This window comes from Paraburkholderia sp. J41 (assembly GCF_905220235.1).
GTDB lineage: Bacteria > Pseudomonadota > Gammaproteobacteria > Burkholderiales > Burkholderiaceae > Paraburkholderia.
The window spans coordinates 161,217-177,499 of the sequence record NZ_CAJMZE010000006.1 but is presented as its reverse complement, the minus strand read 5'-3'; the positions used below and the strand labels follow the sequence as shown (position 1 = coordinate 177,499).

The following is a 16,283-nucleotide window of genomic DNA, read 5'->3' as shown; positions in this document are numbered from 1 at the left end:
AACGCGGGCCACGCCCGCCGATCGCATGAAAGCATGAAAGTCACGGCTTCTACGCCGCATCCCCGCAGCGCGAATCCTCGTTTCTGGCCGGTATCCGGACTGACGATGCGCCGCCTCGCCTTCCCGCGCGAACGTCCTTGCGGGCGTTTCGCACAGTGGCTTCGTGAAAGCGGCTTGCGGCGTTCGTGCGATGCTTCGCTCGATTGCCGCGCTCGTTGTACCGTTGCGGGTGCAGTTCAGGTTGGCCGTGCCCGTGGCGGGATGGCTCCCTGATTCCCGTTTAACTGCGCGCGCCAGTTTGCGCGCGCGAGCACCAGAGTGCGTGCGAGTGTAGGCGCGCGAGGTTCCCGCGTCAAGGAAGCGCGCTGAAAGCCGGCGAGCGCTCGCGCGCGAAAGCGCGTGTGCTATCGTAGCGCGCAATTCGCGGGTTCCGCCGGGGTTTCACCGCGGCTTTACGAAACGCTTCCGCCCGCTTTGTCACGTCTTTATCCGCCTTCGCCGTGAATCGCGCCTTGTTTTCCGCTGTTTTCGCTTCGATGCCGGCCGACGCCGATGGCAGCGCCGCGCCGCTCGCCATCGGCATCGGCTGCCGGCGCGGCGTGACGCTCGCCCAACTGGAGGCGGCGGTGCAGGCGGCGCTTGGCGACTGGCCGATCGCGCGCGTGGCGGCGGTGGCGACGCTCGCCGCGAAAGCCGGCGAACCCGCGTTGCGCGAATTCTGCGCCGCGCATGCGCTCGCGCTCGCCGCCTTCACGCGCGAACAGATCGACGCAATGCCCGCGCTCTCGCCGCCCTCGCTCGCCGCGCGCGCGCGTCATGGCGTGGACGGCGTTTGCGAACCGTGCGCGCGGCTCGCGGCAAACGGCGGCCCGCTCGTGCGCGGCAAACTCGCGCTCGACGGCGTGACCGTCGCGATCGCGCTCAAGCTCACCTGAAATCACCCGACATCGACGATGAAAACCGATCCCGAATCGCACTTGCGCATGACCCAACGCCGCCGCGAAGGCCACGAGAAAAAGCAGGCTTCGGCGACGCTCGAAAAAGGTCTGTTGATCGTCAACACCGGCAACGGCAAGGGGAAAAGCACGGCCGCGTTCGGCATGGCCGTGCGCGTGCTCGGCCACGGCATGAAACTGGGCGTGGTGCAGTTCATCAAGGGCGCGCTGCATACGGCCGAACGCGATTTTCTCGGCAGCGTGGCGCATTGCGAATTCGTGACGATGGGCGACGGCTACACCTGGAACACGCAGAACCGCGACGCCGATATGGCCACCGCGCGCAAGGGCTGGAACGAAGCGAAGCGCATGATCGAAAGCGGCGAGTACGTCATGGTGATTCTCGACGAACTGAACACCGTGCTGAAGTACGACTATCTGCCGCTCGACGAAGTGCTTGGCGTGGTCAACGCGCGCGCGCCGCACGTACACGTGGTCATCACGGGGCGTCACGCGCCCGAAGCGCTGCTCGAAGCCGCCGACCTCGTCACCGAAATGCGCCTCGTCAAGCATCCGTATCGCGAGCAAGGCGTGAAGGCGCAAAAAGGTGTGGAGTTCTAAATGATTGCGTGCCCCGCGCTGTTCGTTAGCGCGCCTGCATCGGGTCAAGGCAAGACCACGCTCACGGCGGGTCTCGCGCGCTTGCATCGGCAGGCGGGGCGGCGCGTGCGCGTGTTCAAGACCGGGCCGGATTTTCTCGACCCGATGATACTGGCGCATGCGAGCGGCGCGCCCGTGCAGTCGCTCGATCTGTGGATGGTGGGAGAAGAGGCGTGCCGTGCGTTGCTGGCACAAGCCGCGCGCGAGGCGGATCTCATTCTGATCGAAGGCGTGATGGGTTTGTTCGACGGCACGCCGAGCAGCGCCGATCTCGCGCGCACGTTCGACGTGCCCGTGGCGGCCGTGGTGAGCGCGAAGTCGATGGCGCAAACGTTCGGCGCCATTGCGTTCGGCCTGGCGCATTTTCGCGCCGACGTGCCGTTTCATGGCGTAATGGCGAACCGCGTGGGCTCCGCGCGCCACGCGCAAATGCTCCAGGAAGCCTTGCCCGATGACGTGCGCTGGCTCGGTCACGTTTCGAGCGACGCGTTGCTCGAATTGCCCGATCGACATCTGGGCTTGCATCAGGCAAGCGAGATCGCCGATCTCGACGCGCGCCTCGACCGCGCCGCCGAAGCGCTCGCGCATACGTCGCTCGCGGAACTGCCGCCGCCCGTCGCATTCGAAGAACCGGCACGTGGCGGCGCCGTGCCGCGCCTGCTCGAAGGCCGCCATGTCGCCGTGGCGCACGATGCCGCGTTCTCGTTCGTCTACCCCGCGAACGTCGCGCTGCTCGAAGCCATGGGCGCGCGCGTGAGCCGCTTTTCGCCGCTCGCCGACGAACCCGCGCCCGCGAACGCCGACGCAGTCTGGCTGCCCGGCGGCTATCCCGAACTGCACGCGGCCGTGCTCGCGCGCAACGCCCGCAGCGCCGCCTCGCTGCGCGCACATTGTTCGGATTCCAAACCATTGCTCGCGGAATGCGGCGGCATGCTATGGCTGCTCGACGCGCTCACCGACGCGCACGGCCGGCGCACGCCGATGCTCGGCCTGCTGCCGGGCGAAGCGACGCTGCAAAAGCGTTTTGCCGCGCTCGGCATGCAGCAGCTCGAAAGCGTCGCGCACGGCGCGCTGCGCGGGCACACGTTTCATTATTCGCACGTGAGCACGCCGCTCGCAGCCGCGCTCACGGCGCGCAATCCGAACACCGGCGCGCACGGCGAAGCGGTTTATCGGCACGGCTCGATCGTCGCGACTTACATGCACGCCTACTGGCCTTCCAATCCGGCTTTCACGGCCGCACTCTTTCATGGCACAGCCTTTTGACGACGCCGGGCGCGCGGCGGTTTACCGCGCGATTTACGAGCGGCGCGACATGCGCCACTTCGTTCCCGGCCCCGTCGATCCGGCCACGCTCGCGCGCCTGCTCGACGCCGCGCATCACGCGCCGAGCGTGGGCTTCATGCAGCCCTGGCGCATCCTGCGCATCACCGATGCTTCGTTGCGCGCGCAACTGCAAGCGGCGGTCGAGCAGGAGCGGCTGGCCACCGCCGACGCGCTCGGCGAACGTCGCGACGCGTTCATGAAGCTCAAGGTGGAAGGCATGCGCGAATGCGGCGAACTGCTCGTGGTCGCGCTGATGGACCGGCGCGAGCCGCATATTTTCGGCCGCCGCACGCTGCCGGAAATGGATCTCGCCTCGGTGGCGTGCGCGATTCAGAACATGTGGCTCGCGGCGCGCGCCGAAGGGCTGGGCATGGGTTGGGTGTCGATTTTCGACGTCGACCAGGTGCGCGCGCTGCTCGGCATGCCCGTGGGCGCGAAGCCCGTGGCGATGCTTTGCCTCGGCCACGTCGATACGTTTTATCCGCAGCCGATGCTGGAAATGGAGCGCTGGGCGCAGCGCAAGGCGCTCGACGAGTGCGTATTCGAAAACCGCTGGCCCGAGCCGCCTAGTGAGGCATGACCGGCGTAACCGGCGTAATCGGCGTAATCGGCTGGATCGACCGCACGGCAGGCGCGGCGCCCGAGTCGCCAGCGTCGAGCTTCACGCGCCAATGCTGCGCGCCCGCCGTCGTTACGTCCGCGTTTGCGGGCGTCTTGTTTTCATCAGGCAACCGCGCGAGCGCGCTCGTCACGAGATACGGCAGCGCTTGTTGCGCGTCGGCGTTGCGGTCGCGCTTCACGGCGCTCACCTTGTAGACCTCGCGCCCTTCCGGCAGCGCGAAAAATCGCAATGTCAGCGTATGCACGTAAGGGTGCCCGAACCACGGCAACGCAGGGGCGGCGGCCGGCTCGCAGCCGCCGCGGCAATCGCCCTCGACAAAGCTCACGCCGGCGGGCCGCGTGGCCGACGACACCGAAACCAGATATCGCGCGGCCTCGGGCGCGCTTTCCTCGAAGCCGCGCTTCGCGAGTCCGGCGCGCAGCAGCGGTTCGGCCGGCGCCGGCTCGCCCGCATGGGCTTGCGCGGGCGCGGGCGCGGGCGCGGGCACGGGCACGGGCGCGAAGCGGTAGTTCGCGACGGCGGCGCTCGCGGCGGGCAGCACGCCCCGCGTGGCGAGATTGGTGGTCACGCCCGCGCAACCGGCAAGCGCGCCCAGCATCGACAAACAGCAGATTGACAGCAGTATTTTCACGGAAAGCTCCATCGGCGCGACACGACACGAAGCAACGTAGCGCGCAAGTTCAGTCATATTGGACGTTTGCATTCAGCCCGGCACGTCGAGCGCGGGCAACGACATCGTCAGCGTGGTGCCCTTGTCGGGCTCGCTCTCCACGAGAACGTCGCCGCCGTGACGCGTCACGACGGTTTTCACGAACGCCATGCCCAGCCCCGCGCCGCTGACTTCCGGGCGCTTGCCCGCGTGAAAGCGGCGAAAACGCTCGAACAATCTCGCCTGGTCCTCGTGCGCGATGCCGTAGCCCTGATCGCGAATCGCACAGATCACGTGCTGCGGCACGCGCGCGTCCAGCGCGAGGCGGCAAACAATACGCGTGTCGGGTGGGCTGTACTTCACCGCGTTGTTGAGCACGTTCACGAGCGCGCGCGTCATCAGCGAACGGTCGGCGTTGATCCAGCCCATCTGGTCGCCTTCGAAATTCGTGTCGATCTGGATGCGCTTCGCGCGCGCCTGCGGCCACACTTCGTCGCTCGCGTCGATCACGAGTTCGGCGAGGCTCGTCGGCTCCAGCGCGTAGACCTGCGATTCGGCGCGCGCGAGTTGCACGAAGTCGTCGGCGAGCGTGAGCGAACGGCGCGCGTAGCGCTCGATGCGCTCCATCACGTCGCGCACGGGCGCGGCGCCCAGCGTGCCGCGCTCGCGTTCGGTCTCCACCAGCGCCACGATCGACGCCTGCGGCGAGCGCATGTCGTGCGACAGCAGCCGCAGCGCGTCCTCGCGTTGACGCTCGGCGTCGTGCAGCGCCGTCACGTCGACGAGACCCGCGATCCAGCCCACGGCCTGGCCCTGCGCGTTCGTGCAGCGCGCGTAGCGCAGCAAATAGTCGCTGCCGTCGCGGGCGCGCACTTCCACGCCGCGCTCCATCAGCTCCGCGAATTCGCCGCGCGCGGGATCGAGCGGCGCGGGCCAATGCGCGTGCGCCTGCGCCGCGGCTTCCGGGTTCGGGTCGATCGGCTTGACGAGCGCGAGGTCGCCGAACACGTCCTGCATCGCGCGCCCTTCCACGGCGCCGACGTTCAGGCTCGCGAAATAGGTGCGCGACGCGTGATTGGCGATCAGCACGACGCCGCGCAAGTCGGCAACGAGAATCGGCTCCGGCACCGAATCCAGGCTGTCCCACACGAAGCGGCGCATGTCCTGCAAACGCTGCGCGGCCTGCGCCATCAGCGACATTTGCTGCGCGAGCGCGTCGCCGCCGAACTCGTGGCGCGGCGTGGGCGCTTCGGGCAGCAGATACGGCTCGTCGGCAAGCTGGCGCAATTCCTTGCGCAAATAGGCCATCGTCATTTCGAGCCGCCGCCAGCTCCACGCCGGATACACGACGATGAGCGCGACGATCGCGGGCACCGGCGTGATCCACAGACGCGAAAAATGCAGCACGGCCGCGCTCGCGCCGAGCGAAACGACGATCAGCAGCGCGAGCAGCAACAGCGTGCGCAACGGCGAGAGCACGAGAAAGCCCGCCAGCACGAGGCCGAGCGGCACGAGCGAAAGCAGCACGACGGCCACCATGGGCGCGGGCTGGATGGCCGTGCCGTTGAGCAGCGTGTCGAGCACGACGGCGTGGATATAGACGCCCGGCAGCGGCCCGAGCGTGCCCGAAAGCGGCGTGGCGAAGCGGTCGTACAAGCCCGAAGCCGTAACGCCGACGATGACCACGCGGCCGCGCAGCGCTTCGGCGGGAACGCGGCCTTCGAGCACGTCGACGAACGAAACCTTGCGGTAATGCTGCGAATTCGCGCCGAACGGAATCAGGAAGCGCGATTCGCTGCCGGGCGCGCCCGCGCGCAGCATGTCGTCGCGATGCGCGGCTTGCGGCGTGCCGTGCGCGAGCGTCACGGCGCCGCTGCGCACCGCGCGCCAGAGCGGCACCATCAGTTGCGGCCAGCGCTGCGCGGCGTCGCCTTCGAACAGCGCCACGCTGCGCACGATGCCGTCGCTGTCGACTTCGAGATTGATGTGACCAAGCCCGGCCGCCGCCTGCGCGAGCGGCGCGACGGGACGCACGGCGTCGCGCCGCCCGGCCGGGTCGCCCTCGCTCGCGGGAGACAGCAGGATCGGCAGAAAGACGGGGCGCTCGTGCAACGCCTGCGCGAAACGCGCGTCGTCGGACGAAGGCTCGGTGAACAGCACGTCGTAGACGACGGCCGCCGCGCCCGCCTTCGCCAGCTTGTCGACGAGTTGCGCGTGGGCCGCGCGCGGCCACGGCCAACGCCCGAGCGCGGCCACGCTCGCGTTGTCGATTTCAACCAGCACGATGTCGGGCGAAATGGGCAGCGCGCGCGCGGCGAGCAGACGATCGTAGACGAGGTGGTCGGCGCCGCCCGTCAGGTGCAGCAGCACGCACGCCACCGCGACGACCACGCCCGCGCAGCCCACGCCCGCCCATTCGAACAGGAAGCGCCGCCCGATGGAGCGGCCGAGTTGCGTGGGCGGCCTCACGCTCATGCGCGCGTGTGTCACCAGTCGAGCCTGAACGACTGGACCGGGGTTGCCTTCTGGTGATAACGGCCGCCTTCGAACTGCTCGGCGATCACCGTCCAGTAGTAGACGCCCTTCGGCAGATCGCGCACGACGGCCTCGCCGCCCGCGAGGTCCGGCCGGTCGACGAGCGGCGAGCGCAAGTCGGGGTTGGCCGCGAGCACGAAGCGAAAGCGCGTGCTCTGCGCGCCGCGCTCGACGAACCAGCGGAACGCGAAGTCGCGCGAGCCTGCGATGGCCCCGGCGCTCGCGCCGAGCGCGAGCTTGCGGCGCTCGAACGCGTAAGCCGCCGGCATGCCTTCGAGACCGCGCTCGCCGATGGCGGAGATGCGCACGAAGTACGTGCCGTCCTTGAGCGCGCCGACCGATACGTGCGGCGTTTCGCTGCGCACGTCGCGGATCATGTCGAACAGGCCCGCATCGCGCCCGATCTGCACGCGGTAGCCGCGCGCGCCCGGCACCGGCGCGATGTCGAACGCGACGTCGGCATCGTCCTGGACCTTCGAGCCGTTCTCCAGTTCGGGCGCGTCGAGCAGGGCGACAGGACTGCCCGCCGGCTCGCCCGGCAGCGTCACGCTGCCGTGCCGCGCCGCCACGAGCTGCTCGGAGGCGGCGAGCGGCGTGCCCGGCGCGGGCGCATAGGCGCCGCTGCGGCCTTGCGCGGCCGCGGCGTCCACGCCCACGGCGCCGTCGAGCACTTCGACCGCCGTGGCGCCGCTCGCGCCGTTGAAGCTCACGCGAAACTGCGTGCCGCGCACGCCCGCCACCACGGAAGGCGAGCGGATCTGGAAGCGGTCGTCCTTCTTCGTGGCATGCGTGATCTCGGTGTTCACCTCGCCGCGATGCAGGTTGACGATACGGTCGGTCGCGCCCGTGAGCACGGTCTTGCGCAGCGTGGCGAGGTCAAGCGAGGTGTCGGGCGGCAGCACGAGATGCGAGCCGTCGGCAAGTTCCAGCGTGGTGAAGCCGTCATGGCCGGTTTGCACGCGATCGCCTTCGACCAGCTTGTCGCCCACGCCGAGCGGCAGCAGCGGGCCACCGCGAAATGCATGCTGCGCGGGACCGTTCGCGGCGATCACCGTGGCGCTCAGCGCTTCCTGGCGCATCAGCGCGACCGGCACGCGCAAGACCGTGCCGGGCCGGAGCCGCCGCGGCTCGCCGATACGATTGACGCGCGCGAGCGTCGTCCAGTCGGCCGGCTCGCGCAGGTAGCGCACGGCGATGTCATAGAGCGAATCGCCCGCGCGCGTGACGTAGGTGACGGACTCGGCCGGACGCGAGGCGCGCGGCGCGGGTTCGCGCGCTTCGGCGCCGCGCGCGGCGGGAACGAGCGCGAGCGCGCAGGCAACGAGCGGCGCCACGGATGCACGCGCCGCGCGCTCCTTCGCGGCGCCCTGCGTCCTGCGCGCGGCGCTCACGCGTCGTCCCCCTCGATGCGTTCGAGCCGGTAGCCGTAGCCGTAGATCGGCGTGAGGCGATAGCCGTTTTCGGGCCGCAGGCCGAGCTTCGAGCGCAGCATCGAGACGTGCGTGTCCATCGTGCGCGAGGGAATGTCGTCGGACTGCTTCCAGATCACGTCGAGAATGTGCGCGCGCGAGAGCGGGCGGCTCAGGTGCTGGAACAGCAGCAGCGCGAGATCGAACTCCTTCTGCGTGAGCGCGACCTGCCGGCCGCCCACCGACGCCTGGCGCGACTTCAGATCGAATTCGTATTCGCCGAAGGTTTCCTTGAGCGCGGGCGCGTGCAACTGATACGCGCGGCGCAGCAGCGAATTGACGCGCGCGATCAGCACCGGCGCCGAAACGGGCTTGACGACGTAGTCGTCGGCGCCCGCGTTGAGCATTTGCGCGATGTCGATCTCGCGGCTGCGGCTCGTCATGAACAGCACGGGCAGCCGTGTCGACAGACTTTGCCGCACCCAGTGCAGGACTTCGTCGCCCGCCATGTCGGGCACATTCCAGTCGAGTACGAGCAGATCGAAGGTTTGACGCCGAAGCTGCTTGACCAGCTCGCCGCCCTTCGCAAACGCGTGACAGATATGGCCCGAGGCCGTCAAGGTCTGACACACGAAATCGGTTTGTGCCGGATCATCATCCAGTACTGCAATTCTCATAACACCCCGCAACAAGAATCTTATTCATTCTGCGGACGGCTGATCGCGCCGGATGCACGTGCGGAACGCGGCCGGCGGACTTCCGTCCTCGATATCTGGGCACGCAGCGCTTTGCCGCGCGCAAAACCATTACTTTCGCCGCGTCTCGAAACAATTGGGAGCGGCACATGCCGTTTGCATCCCATCGGATCGCATTCGATCGGATCGGCCCGGCATCAATTCACGCGCCGCGGGTATCGGAATGCGCCCATGGTAGTCGAAAACGCGCGAGGCGAGCCGCGCTCATGCCCGCGGCGGCAGCGCACCGGCCTCGCCCGTCGCCGCCTGCGCCGACTCCGTATCGGGCGGCGCGCCTGCCGCGCCTTCGCCGGACAACAGCGCGTTGAGTTGCGTTCGCACGTGCTCCCACGCGGCATACGCATAGTCGGGCTGCGTGGCGGCGCGCGCCTGCGCCGCCAGGAACACGCGCAGCACCGTGGACGAGCATTGCGTCAGCCGCCCGTCCCGGCCATGGCGCGAGTCGCGCAGCGTTTCGCTGAGCCATGGCAGCTCGGCGGCACACGAATCGGCGTAGGCTTCCATCGCGGCACGCGCGTGACGGTCGCGCGCGAGGTCGAGTTCGATGCGCTCGAAGCCGCGCCCGCCGCCGGCGTTGGCCGGGCGCGAGGCGGGCGGAAAAACAATGCGTCCGAAGCGGAAAACCATGAAGCCCTCGTTGGCGGGCCAGCGCCCGCCCGTTGCGCAAACCGTCGCGCAAAATGAAATTGGCGGAGGAGCCGGGCGGTGCGCACGCCTCAAACGGCCCGCCCACCCGAAAAAGACGTGGCGACGACGCCCGCCCCGCGCCCGCGATCCGCGAAATCCGGCCCTCGGAAAACGAATCGCGATGCATTCATCGTCGTGCCGGCGCGCCCAGCGAACGGCGCCACCGCCCGGCGCCGCCCCACCGGTCGCAGCCGCCCTTGGCACGACGAGAGGCGAACCGCCGTCGCCACTTCCACCTCAAAGCGCTGGTGTTCCAGCGTTATCCGGCGAACTGGAGTTCGCTCTGGCTTCCCTCTCGTTCCGGCCGCTTTACCGTGTCCCAAGCGTGCCGGCCCCCGTAGCAGAAACCGATGCCGGCGCGAACACGATTCAACGCGCGCACTGGCGATAAGCCCCGATCGTTTGCAATCGATCACGAGAGCTTATTCTCGCCTGGTAAGCCGGAAGTTACTGTCAGAGATTGTTAAATCTGACAGAGAAATCGCAAGACATCCAAGACTGGCGCCAAGGCCCATTTATTTCGGCATCCGAATTAAATGTTGTGGCTTCGGATATAAAAAAGGGATGCCGTAGCTGGCATCCCTTTGCGATGTGTGGCTCATGCAGCGCCGTTATCGGCGTGATCGGCGTGATCGGCGTGATCGGCGTTACCGGCGTTACCGGCGTTACCGGCGTTACTGCGGATGCGGCTCGTGCCCGCCACCACCGCCGCCGCCGCCATGGCCGCCCTGTGGCCCTTCCTGACGGCCGCCGCCGTGCTCGGGCGCGGGGCCGTGCATGCCGCCGCCCTGCGGCGCGCCAGGCGGCGGACGATTGGCCTGCGGCGGCGCGGCCGCTCGCGCGGGTTCCGGTGCGCGCGGCGCGTTGGCCGGGACGTTCGCGGGCGCACGCGCCCCTTCCGGCCTAGCCTCCCTTGCCTCGTTACCGGGCGGACGTCCCGCTCCGAACTGCGGCGCGCCCGGCGCATTGCCCGGCGCGCGCGGCATTTCGGCACGGCCGGGCGGACGCCCCGCCTCGGGCGGCATGTTGCCCGGACGCGGTGTTTCGCCGTATCCGGGCGCACCCGGCCGGCCCGCGCCCTGCGGCGCCCCGCCGTTCGGCCGCTGCTCGCCGAAGTTACCCGGCGGCCGCCCGCCATTGCCCGGCGGACGGCCCGGTTGGCCGTGCCACGCCGGCGGTCCCGGCGGCGGGCGGCCGCGCTCGGGCGGCGCAACGTGCGCCCAGCGCTGCTGTTCGCCGTACCAAGGGCGATCGCGATAGAAACTGCCCCAGTACGCGCCGAGGGAGAACGTGACGATCGGCAGGCCGATTGCCGCGCCGTAGTTGGGCAGCGGCACGTAGCCGCCCTGATACGGATAAGTGAGATAACCGCCGTAGACCCAGCCGCGCAGGCCATCGACCGTCACGTCGCACCACGAATAATCGCCGACGCAACCCATTACGTTGACCGGCTCGCTTGGCCCAATCTCGGACACGACGGGGTAATCGCCGGACGGTCCGGCATACAGATCGACGGGCTCGCTCGTGTACGCGGCGGTTTGCGCGGAAGCATCGGTGGCCGCGAGCGCAAGGCCGGTGACAAGACATGCTGAAGCGAGCGTCGCAGTAAGGGCGCGCTGACGCGGCCGGGAACGAATTGACATCGCCTCTCCCTGATTTTGACTGTCGTTGAAGTGACGATGCAAATCATGTTCCCGCCCTATTCGTTTTGCTCGCGATCGGAAGGTTTGCTTGTTCGGCACGGCTCATTCGCCCAAAACCGGCGGCCTTCCCTTCTTCGTGTCGCGTTTTCGCCACAATTCCGGCTACTGTCGACGTACGCGATGAATCGGCTCGCGATTAACGTCTGCTCGGCAAAAGCGGCTGGAGTATGTGGCGGCTTACGATAACCCGGCCTGTTCTGGAGCGAGCCGCATGCGGAACCGGGTTTCGCCGCGCCGACGCGACAACGTGCAATAGCAATCTCATCGTGGCTGCATGGAAGCCTCGCAACCCCGCAAAAACATAGCAGTGCGAACCATGTTCGATAGATCGTCACGCAACGCGCTGTCTATAAGAGCATTGGTCATTCAAGGTTCCGAGCTTCGGCTCTTTGCAGACCTGGCGATCGCATCACGACGCGGCATGGCGCCACCATCGAGACAAGCGATATTGCAGTTCTCCGATCGCTTGCACCCAACCGTCTCTCGCCTCGCTCACACGTTCGCCTGTTTAAGTTTCCCTTAAGGTTCCCGCGCAAAAATCGCCAACATGTCATGTCGTGACCTATCTTCACAGTGTGCTTTCAGCGCGCTCGATGCGTGGTCCCATGGCATGGTTGTGTCCTCAGCTTGTCGGACGGAAGCGTCCGGTTGCCTTCCATGACAGGACCGGCAACTCATTTCACCCAGCGTTCGCTGGGTTTTTTTTGATCATTTACATGCGCGCAATGCCCGCGTCGTCCAGATCCCGCTTGCGAAAGAGTGCGCTCGAGTGGCGCGCGACTGTCTCGCACACGGCGATCTTCGCGCTGCGCATGCCCGGTCTCTTGACGATCAAGTCGGGGGTTCCCGTCTATGCGAATGCCCTTCCCGGCGGCGACGGCCTTCTGCTCGCCGGCGTCGCGACCGGCGCGTACCGCGTCACGCAATCGCTTCTCTATGCTCTGCGGCCAGGTGTCGAACACGGCGGGCGCGAAGCTCGTCGGCGCCAGTGTGCGGGGCCGCTTTCGGAGCATTCTCTGCGCGCGCCATGAGGCGAATACCGGCCTCGGGTCGGAACGGATTTCAACGGGGTTGAGATGAAAATTGCGGACAAACTGGAGAAACGCCTGCTGGGCATGGCACATCTGCTGTGTCTCATCGCCCTCGTGGGAGCGATGCTCGCCATGATCGTGTTGACGTTCGCGCTGGCGGTTCCAGAAAAAACGGCGGTATCGGCGGACCCTCCGCTTAGCGCCAGCGACGTGCTCGCTTCCATACCGGGTTCGGAAGCGGCGAATGACGCATTGTCGAACGACAGCGCGAACGGCGGCAGCCCCACGGTGAATGTGCCCGGCGCCGCCGGATTCCTGATTCCCGGGCCGCTGCGCACCGTATTGAACCAGGATAATGCCAGCCAGCCGCTGCTGGAGGCGTGGCTGACGAGCGTTCCGCTCGCGGACAGGCAGCAATTTCTGGACGAACTCTCGGAAGTCGTCGCGCGGGCGACGCAGCGCGCCGCGTCGTGGGAGTGGGACAATCGCGAGCGCTATGTCGCGGCTGCCATGAATCAGTACGCCCGCGTCAAGATCGAGCGCATCGGCGCGGCGCAAAGCACCATTCGGGCCGCGCGCGGCAGGAGCGAACAGCTTGGATCGTCGCTGGGAACGCTCCTCGCACTGGCTGGCTTCCTTGTCTTGCTGTTGCTGCTCACCGCGATAGAACGTAATACGCGTCATCGTGCCGGTGACCAAGCGGCGTGACCCGGCTGCGGTCGTAAGGATACCGAAACGTACCGCTATCCGCCGGCGGCGCTGCCTGGCAGCTACGCCAGGCAATCGTCGGCCTGTGAACAGCCTTCGGCCGGGATACTGCAATTGTTGCCGTGGCGCGAGCGGCATGCAGCAAGTTGCGTCAGCAACTATCTTGTCCAAGCGCGTGGCCGAGCGCGTCAAGCTCGACAGCAACTCCACGGCGCGTCGGCAATCGCGCCTGCCGTTCAGCGGGACGCGGCCGTTGCGCCGTTTCGCAGCAGAAAGCGCGCGCGCATCGGCTTGAGCACGAACAGCGCGAGCACGGCGGTGACGATGTCCAGCGTGATCGCCGAAGCGAACACCGGCACCCAACTGCCCGCGTGCTGATGCAGCAGCGCGGCGAGCGGGCCGCCGAAGATCGAACCGATGCCCTGCGAGATATAGAGCCAGCCGTAGTTTTCGGTGGCGTGGCGCGTGCCGAAGGTGTCGGTCAGCGTGGACGGGAACAGCGAGAAAATCTCGCCCCAGCCGAAGAACACCACGCCCGAGAGCAGCACGAACAGAACGGCGTTATCGCGCGTCAGCAGCCACAGCGCCATTGCCGCGCCTTCGAGCGCGAAAGCGAAAAACATGGTGTTTTCGCGGCCGAAACGATCCGAAACCCAACCGAACAGCGGACGCGTGAGCCCGTTCGTGAAGCGGTCGATGGTCAACGCGAGCGGCAGCGCGGCCATGCCGAACACCACCACTTTCGTGATGCCGAAATCCGCGGCGAAGGTCGCCATCTGCGACGTGACCATCAGGCCCGAGGTCGACATCATCGTCATCATGGCGAACATGAGCCAGAACAGCGGCGACTTCATCATCTGCGTGGGACGCAAGTTCGGCACGCCCGCCGCCTGCGCGGCGGCCGACACGGACGCTGACACCGAAGGCGCGGCGTCGCGCGGCACGCGCAAACCTTGCGAGGCGAGAAAGCCCACGACCGCGAACGCGATGCCGTAGATCCACAGCGTGGCATCGAGTCCGCGCGTCGCCAGCGAGGAGGAAATCGGGAACGTCGTGACGATCGCGCCCATGCCGTAGCCGGCCGCCACCGCGCCCGCCGCGAAACCGCGCCGGTCGGGGAACCAGCGCACCATCAGCCCGACGACGCCGACATAGACGATGCCCGTGCCGAGTCCGCCGACGAGTCCGTACGTGAGATAGAGCATGGAGGTGCTCGTGACCATCGAGGCGAGCACCCAGCTCAGGCCCGACATCACCGTGCCGAGCGAGATCAGCAGGCGCGGGCCGAAGCGGTCGATCAGCTTGCCTTGAAACGGCGAGAAGAAGGTCTGGAGAATGATGAGCAGCGAGAAGGTCACCTGCAATTCCGGCAGCGGCACGCCGAGCTTGGCGGACAGCGGTTTGGTCAGCAGCGTCCACACATATTGCGGGCTCGATATCGCCATCATGCAAAGCAGGCCGAGGCCGAGCTGGAGCCAGCGACTGTGCGTCGCGGCGGCGTTCGTGCCGGCGGTGGTCTCCGCGTGCAGCGTCGTAGTGCGTGTGTTCATGAGTTTTCCCCGTTGAATGCGGATGAAAAGGAAGAGAGACACCCTCCGGGCCGGCACGATGCCGATCCGGATGCAAAGACAAATCGATCGGGTAATGCGCTAACGCGCGGTTTTCGCTACCAGCCCGCGGCCGCGCCGTCGCTGCGCGGATCGTGGCCCGCCTCGAACAATCCGTTCGGATAACGAATGATTGCGCCGGCATGCCCCATCGCTTCGTCGTAATCGGCGAGCACTTCCACGTCGTGGCCCAGCGCGCGCAAGGCAGCCACGGTCGCCGCCGGAAAGCGCGCTTCGAGTTTCAGCGAATCGGTGGACTGCCCCCACGTGCGCCCGAGCAGCCAGCGCGGCGCATCAATAGCGGCCTGCGGGTTCCAGCCAAAGCGCGCGATGCGCGAAAACACGGCGCTCTGCGATTGCGGCTGGCCGTCGCCGCCCATGTTGCCGTAGACCATCGTGCGGCCGGCGGCGAAGCGCGCGAGCGCGGGATTGAGCGTGTGGAAAGGACGGCGCCCCGGCATCAGCGGATTGAGCGATGCGGGATCGAGCGAGAAGCTGCACCCGCGGTTCTGCCAGTTGATGCCCGAATGCGGCAGCACGATGCCGCTGCCGAACTCGTGATAAATGCTCTGGATGAAGCTCACGGCCACGCCCTCGCCGTCGACGACGCCCATCCAGACGGTGTCGCCGGGACCGCGTCCGCTGCCCCACGGCATCGCGCGCGCCATCGACATCTGGCGCGCCATCGCGTCGAGCGCGGCGGGCTCCAGCAGCGCATCCGGATCAATGCGCATGTGGTCGGGGTCGGTCACGTGCCGGTCGCGCACCTTGAACGCGAGCTTGGTCGCTTCCACGCACGCATGCACGAACTCGGGGCCGAGCGGGTCCATGTCGTCGGTGATCACGCGGTCGAGCACGCCGAGAATCAGCAGCGAGACAAGCCCTTGCGTCGGCGGCGGCATGTTATAGACCGTGCCGAGCGTGTGTTCGAGCGCGAGCGGCGTGCGCTCGCGGGCGCGATGGCGTTCGAGGTCGTCGAGCGTGAGCAGCGTTTCCAGTGACGACAAATCGCGCGCGATGCTGCGCGCGAGATCGCCGCGATAGAAGTCGTCGAGGCCCGCATCGGCGAGTTGTTGCAGCGTCGCCGCCAGCCGTGCGTTGACGAAGCGCTCGCCGGTGCGGGGCGCGCGTGCATCGGGCAGGAAGGTTCGCGCGAATCCCGGCACGTCGCGCAGTTCCGCGCCCTTGCCCGCGACGCAATCCGCCTGGCCGCGCGTGACCGGGACGCCGTGCTTCGCGTAGTGAATGGCGTCCTCGAGCAGACGCGCGACGGGCAAACGGCCGCCTAGCGCCGCCTGCGAGTAGCGCTGCGCGAAGTCCCAGCCGGACACCGTGCCGGCCACCGTATTGGCCGCGAGCGGTCCGCGCGCCGGCACGGCGGACAACCCGAACGCGCGGTACGTGGCGATATCGGCGCGCATCGCCGCGGCGCCGCACGCCTCGATGCCGACGGGCGCGTGGCCCGGACGCGAGATCAGCCAGAAACCGTCCCCGCCGATGCTGTTCATATGCGGATACACCACGGCGATGGTCGCGGCGGCGGCGATCATCGCCTCGACCGCATTGCCGCCTTCGCGCAGGACCGCGAGCGCGCTTTGCGACGCCAGCGCGTGCGGGGCGACCGCCATGCCGCGCGAGGCGCGCGTGGGATTCAGC

The 16,283-nt window shown here is 67.7% G+C and carries 14 protein-coding genes and 1 riboswitch; of the genes, 5 read left to right on the top strand and 9 right to left on the bottom strand.

Annotation, left to right across the window (positions count from 1 at the left end):
- Positions 1-67: 67 nt before the first annotated feature.
- A riboswitch (cobalamin riboswitch) is annotated at positions 68-333 on the bottom strand.
- A 203-nt stretch (positions 334-536) separates the two neighbouring features.
- The 4 genes from U5805_RS08500 to bluB are packed head-to-tail and all read left to right on the top strand — an operon-like array spanning position 537 to position 3,501.
- Positions 537-935, top strand: coding sequence for a cobalamin biosynthesis protein (locus tag U5805_RS08500; protein ID WP_322103112.1), 399 nt, complete (start codon positions 537-539; stop codon positions 933-935).
- Between the two features lie 18 nt (positions 936-953).
- A complete protein-coding gene (cobO, locus tag U5805_RS08495; RefSeq protein ID WP_322103022.1) occupies positions 954-1,556 on the top strand; it encodes a cob(I)yrinic acid a,c-diamide adenosyltransferase in 603 nt (200 codons plus the stop codon).
- A complete protein-coding gene (locus U5805_RS08490; protein ID WP_322103021.1) occupies positions 1,557-2,861 on the top strand; it encodes a cobyrinate a,c-diamide synthase in 1,305 nt (434 codons plus the stop codon).
- Positions 2,845-3,501, top strand: a complete 657-nt coding sequence (gene bluB, locus U5805_RS08485) for a 5,6-dimethylbenzimidazole synthase (protein ID WP_322103020.1) — start codon at positions 2,845-2,847, stop codon at positions 3,499-3,501. The genes U5805_RS08490 and bluB overlap by 17 nt, the downstream gene beginning before the upstream one ends.
- On the opposite strand, the gene U5805_RS08480 is transcribed toward bluB, so the two are convergent.
- From U5805_RS08480 to U5805_RS08450, 7 genes are all read right to left on the bottom strand, one after another.
- Entirely contained in the window at positions 3,488-4,174 is a 687-nt protein-coding gene (locus U5805_RS08480; RefSeq protein ID WP_322103019.1) for a DUF4136 domain-containing protein, read from the bottom strand. The genes bluB and U5805_RS08480 overlap by 14 nt on opposite strands.
- A 72-nt stretch (positions 4,175-4,246) precedes the next feature.
- Positions 4,247-6,667, bottom strand: coding sequence for a CHASE2 domain-containing protein (locus U5805_RS08475; protein ID WP_322103018.1), 2,421 nt, complete (start codon positions 6,665-6,667; stop codon positions 4,247-4,249).
- A gap of 11 nt (positions 6,668-6,678) precedes the next feature.
- Positions 6,679-8,118: a FecR domain-containing protein gene (locus tag U5805_RS08470; protein WP_322103017.1), complete on the bottom strand. Its 1,440-nt coding sequence runs from the start codon at positions 8,116-8,118 to the stop codon at positions 6,679-6,681.
- Positions 8,115-8,813, bottom strand: a complete 699-nt coding sequence (locus U5805_RS08465) for a response regulator transcription factor (protein ID WP_322103016.1) — start codon at positions 8,811-8,813, stop codon at positions 8,115-8,117. Before U5805_RS08465 ends, U5805_RS08470 begins: the two co-directional genes overlap by 4 nt.
- Before the next feature lie 282 nt (positions 8,814-9,095).
- Positions 9,096-9,518, bottom strand: coding sequence for a hypothetical protein (locus U5805_RS08460; protein WP_322103015.1), 423 nt, complete (start codon positions 9,516-9,518; stop codon positions 9,096-9,098).
- Positions 9,519-10,252: 734 nt separating this feature from the next.
- The gene (locus U5805_RS08455) at positions 10,253-11,221 is read right to left on the bottom strand and encodes an SH3 domain-containing protein (RefSeq protein WP_322103014.1); all 969 of its coding nucleotides are present in this window, start codon (positions 11,219-11,221) and stop codon (positions 10,253-10,255) included.
- Positions 11,222-11,993: 772 nt separating this feature from the next.
- A complete protein-coding gene (locus tag U5805_RS08450; RefSeq protein ID WP_322103013.1) occupies positions 11,994-12,116 on the bottom strand; it encodes a hypothetical protein in 123 nt (40 codons plus the stop codon).
- 241 nt (positions 12,117-12,357) lie between these two features.
- Here U5805_RS08450 and U5805_RS08445 point away from each other — a divergent pair, with 241 nt between their 5' ends.
- Positions 12,358-13,020, top strand: a complete 663-nt coding sequence (locus U5805_RS08445; protein WP_322103012.1) for a hypothetical protein — start codon at positions 12,358-12,360, stop codon at positions 13,018-13,020.
- 236 nt (positions 13,021-13,256) lie between these two features.
- Here the strand turns inward: U5805_RS08445 and oxlT are convergent, their stop codons facing one another.
- Complete coding sequence (gene oxlT, locus U5805_RS08440) at positions 13,257-14,570, bottom strand: oxalate/formate MFS antiporter (RefSeq protein ID WP_322103011.1); 1,314 nt, start codon at positions 14,568-14,570, stop codon at positions 13,257-13,259.
- A gap of 116 nt (positions 14,571-14,686) precedes the next feature.
- Positions 14,687-16,255, bottom strand: coding sequence for a gamma-glutamyltransferase family protein (locus U5805_RS08435; protein WP_322103111.1), 1,569 nt, complete (start codon positions 16,253-16,255; stop codon positions 14,687-14,689).
- Positions 16,256-16,283: the final 28 nt, after the last annotated feature.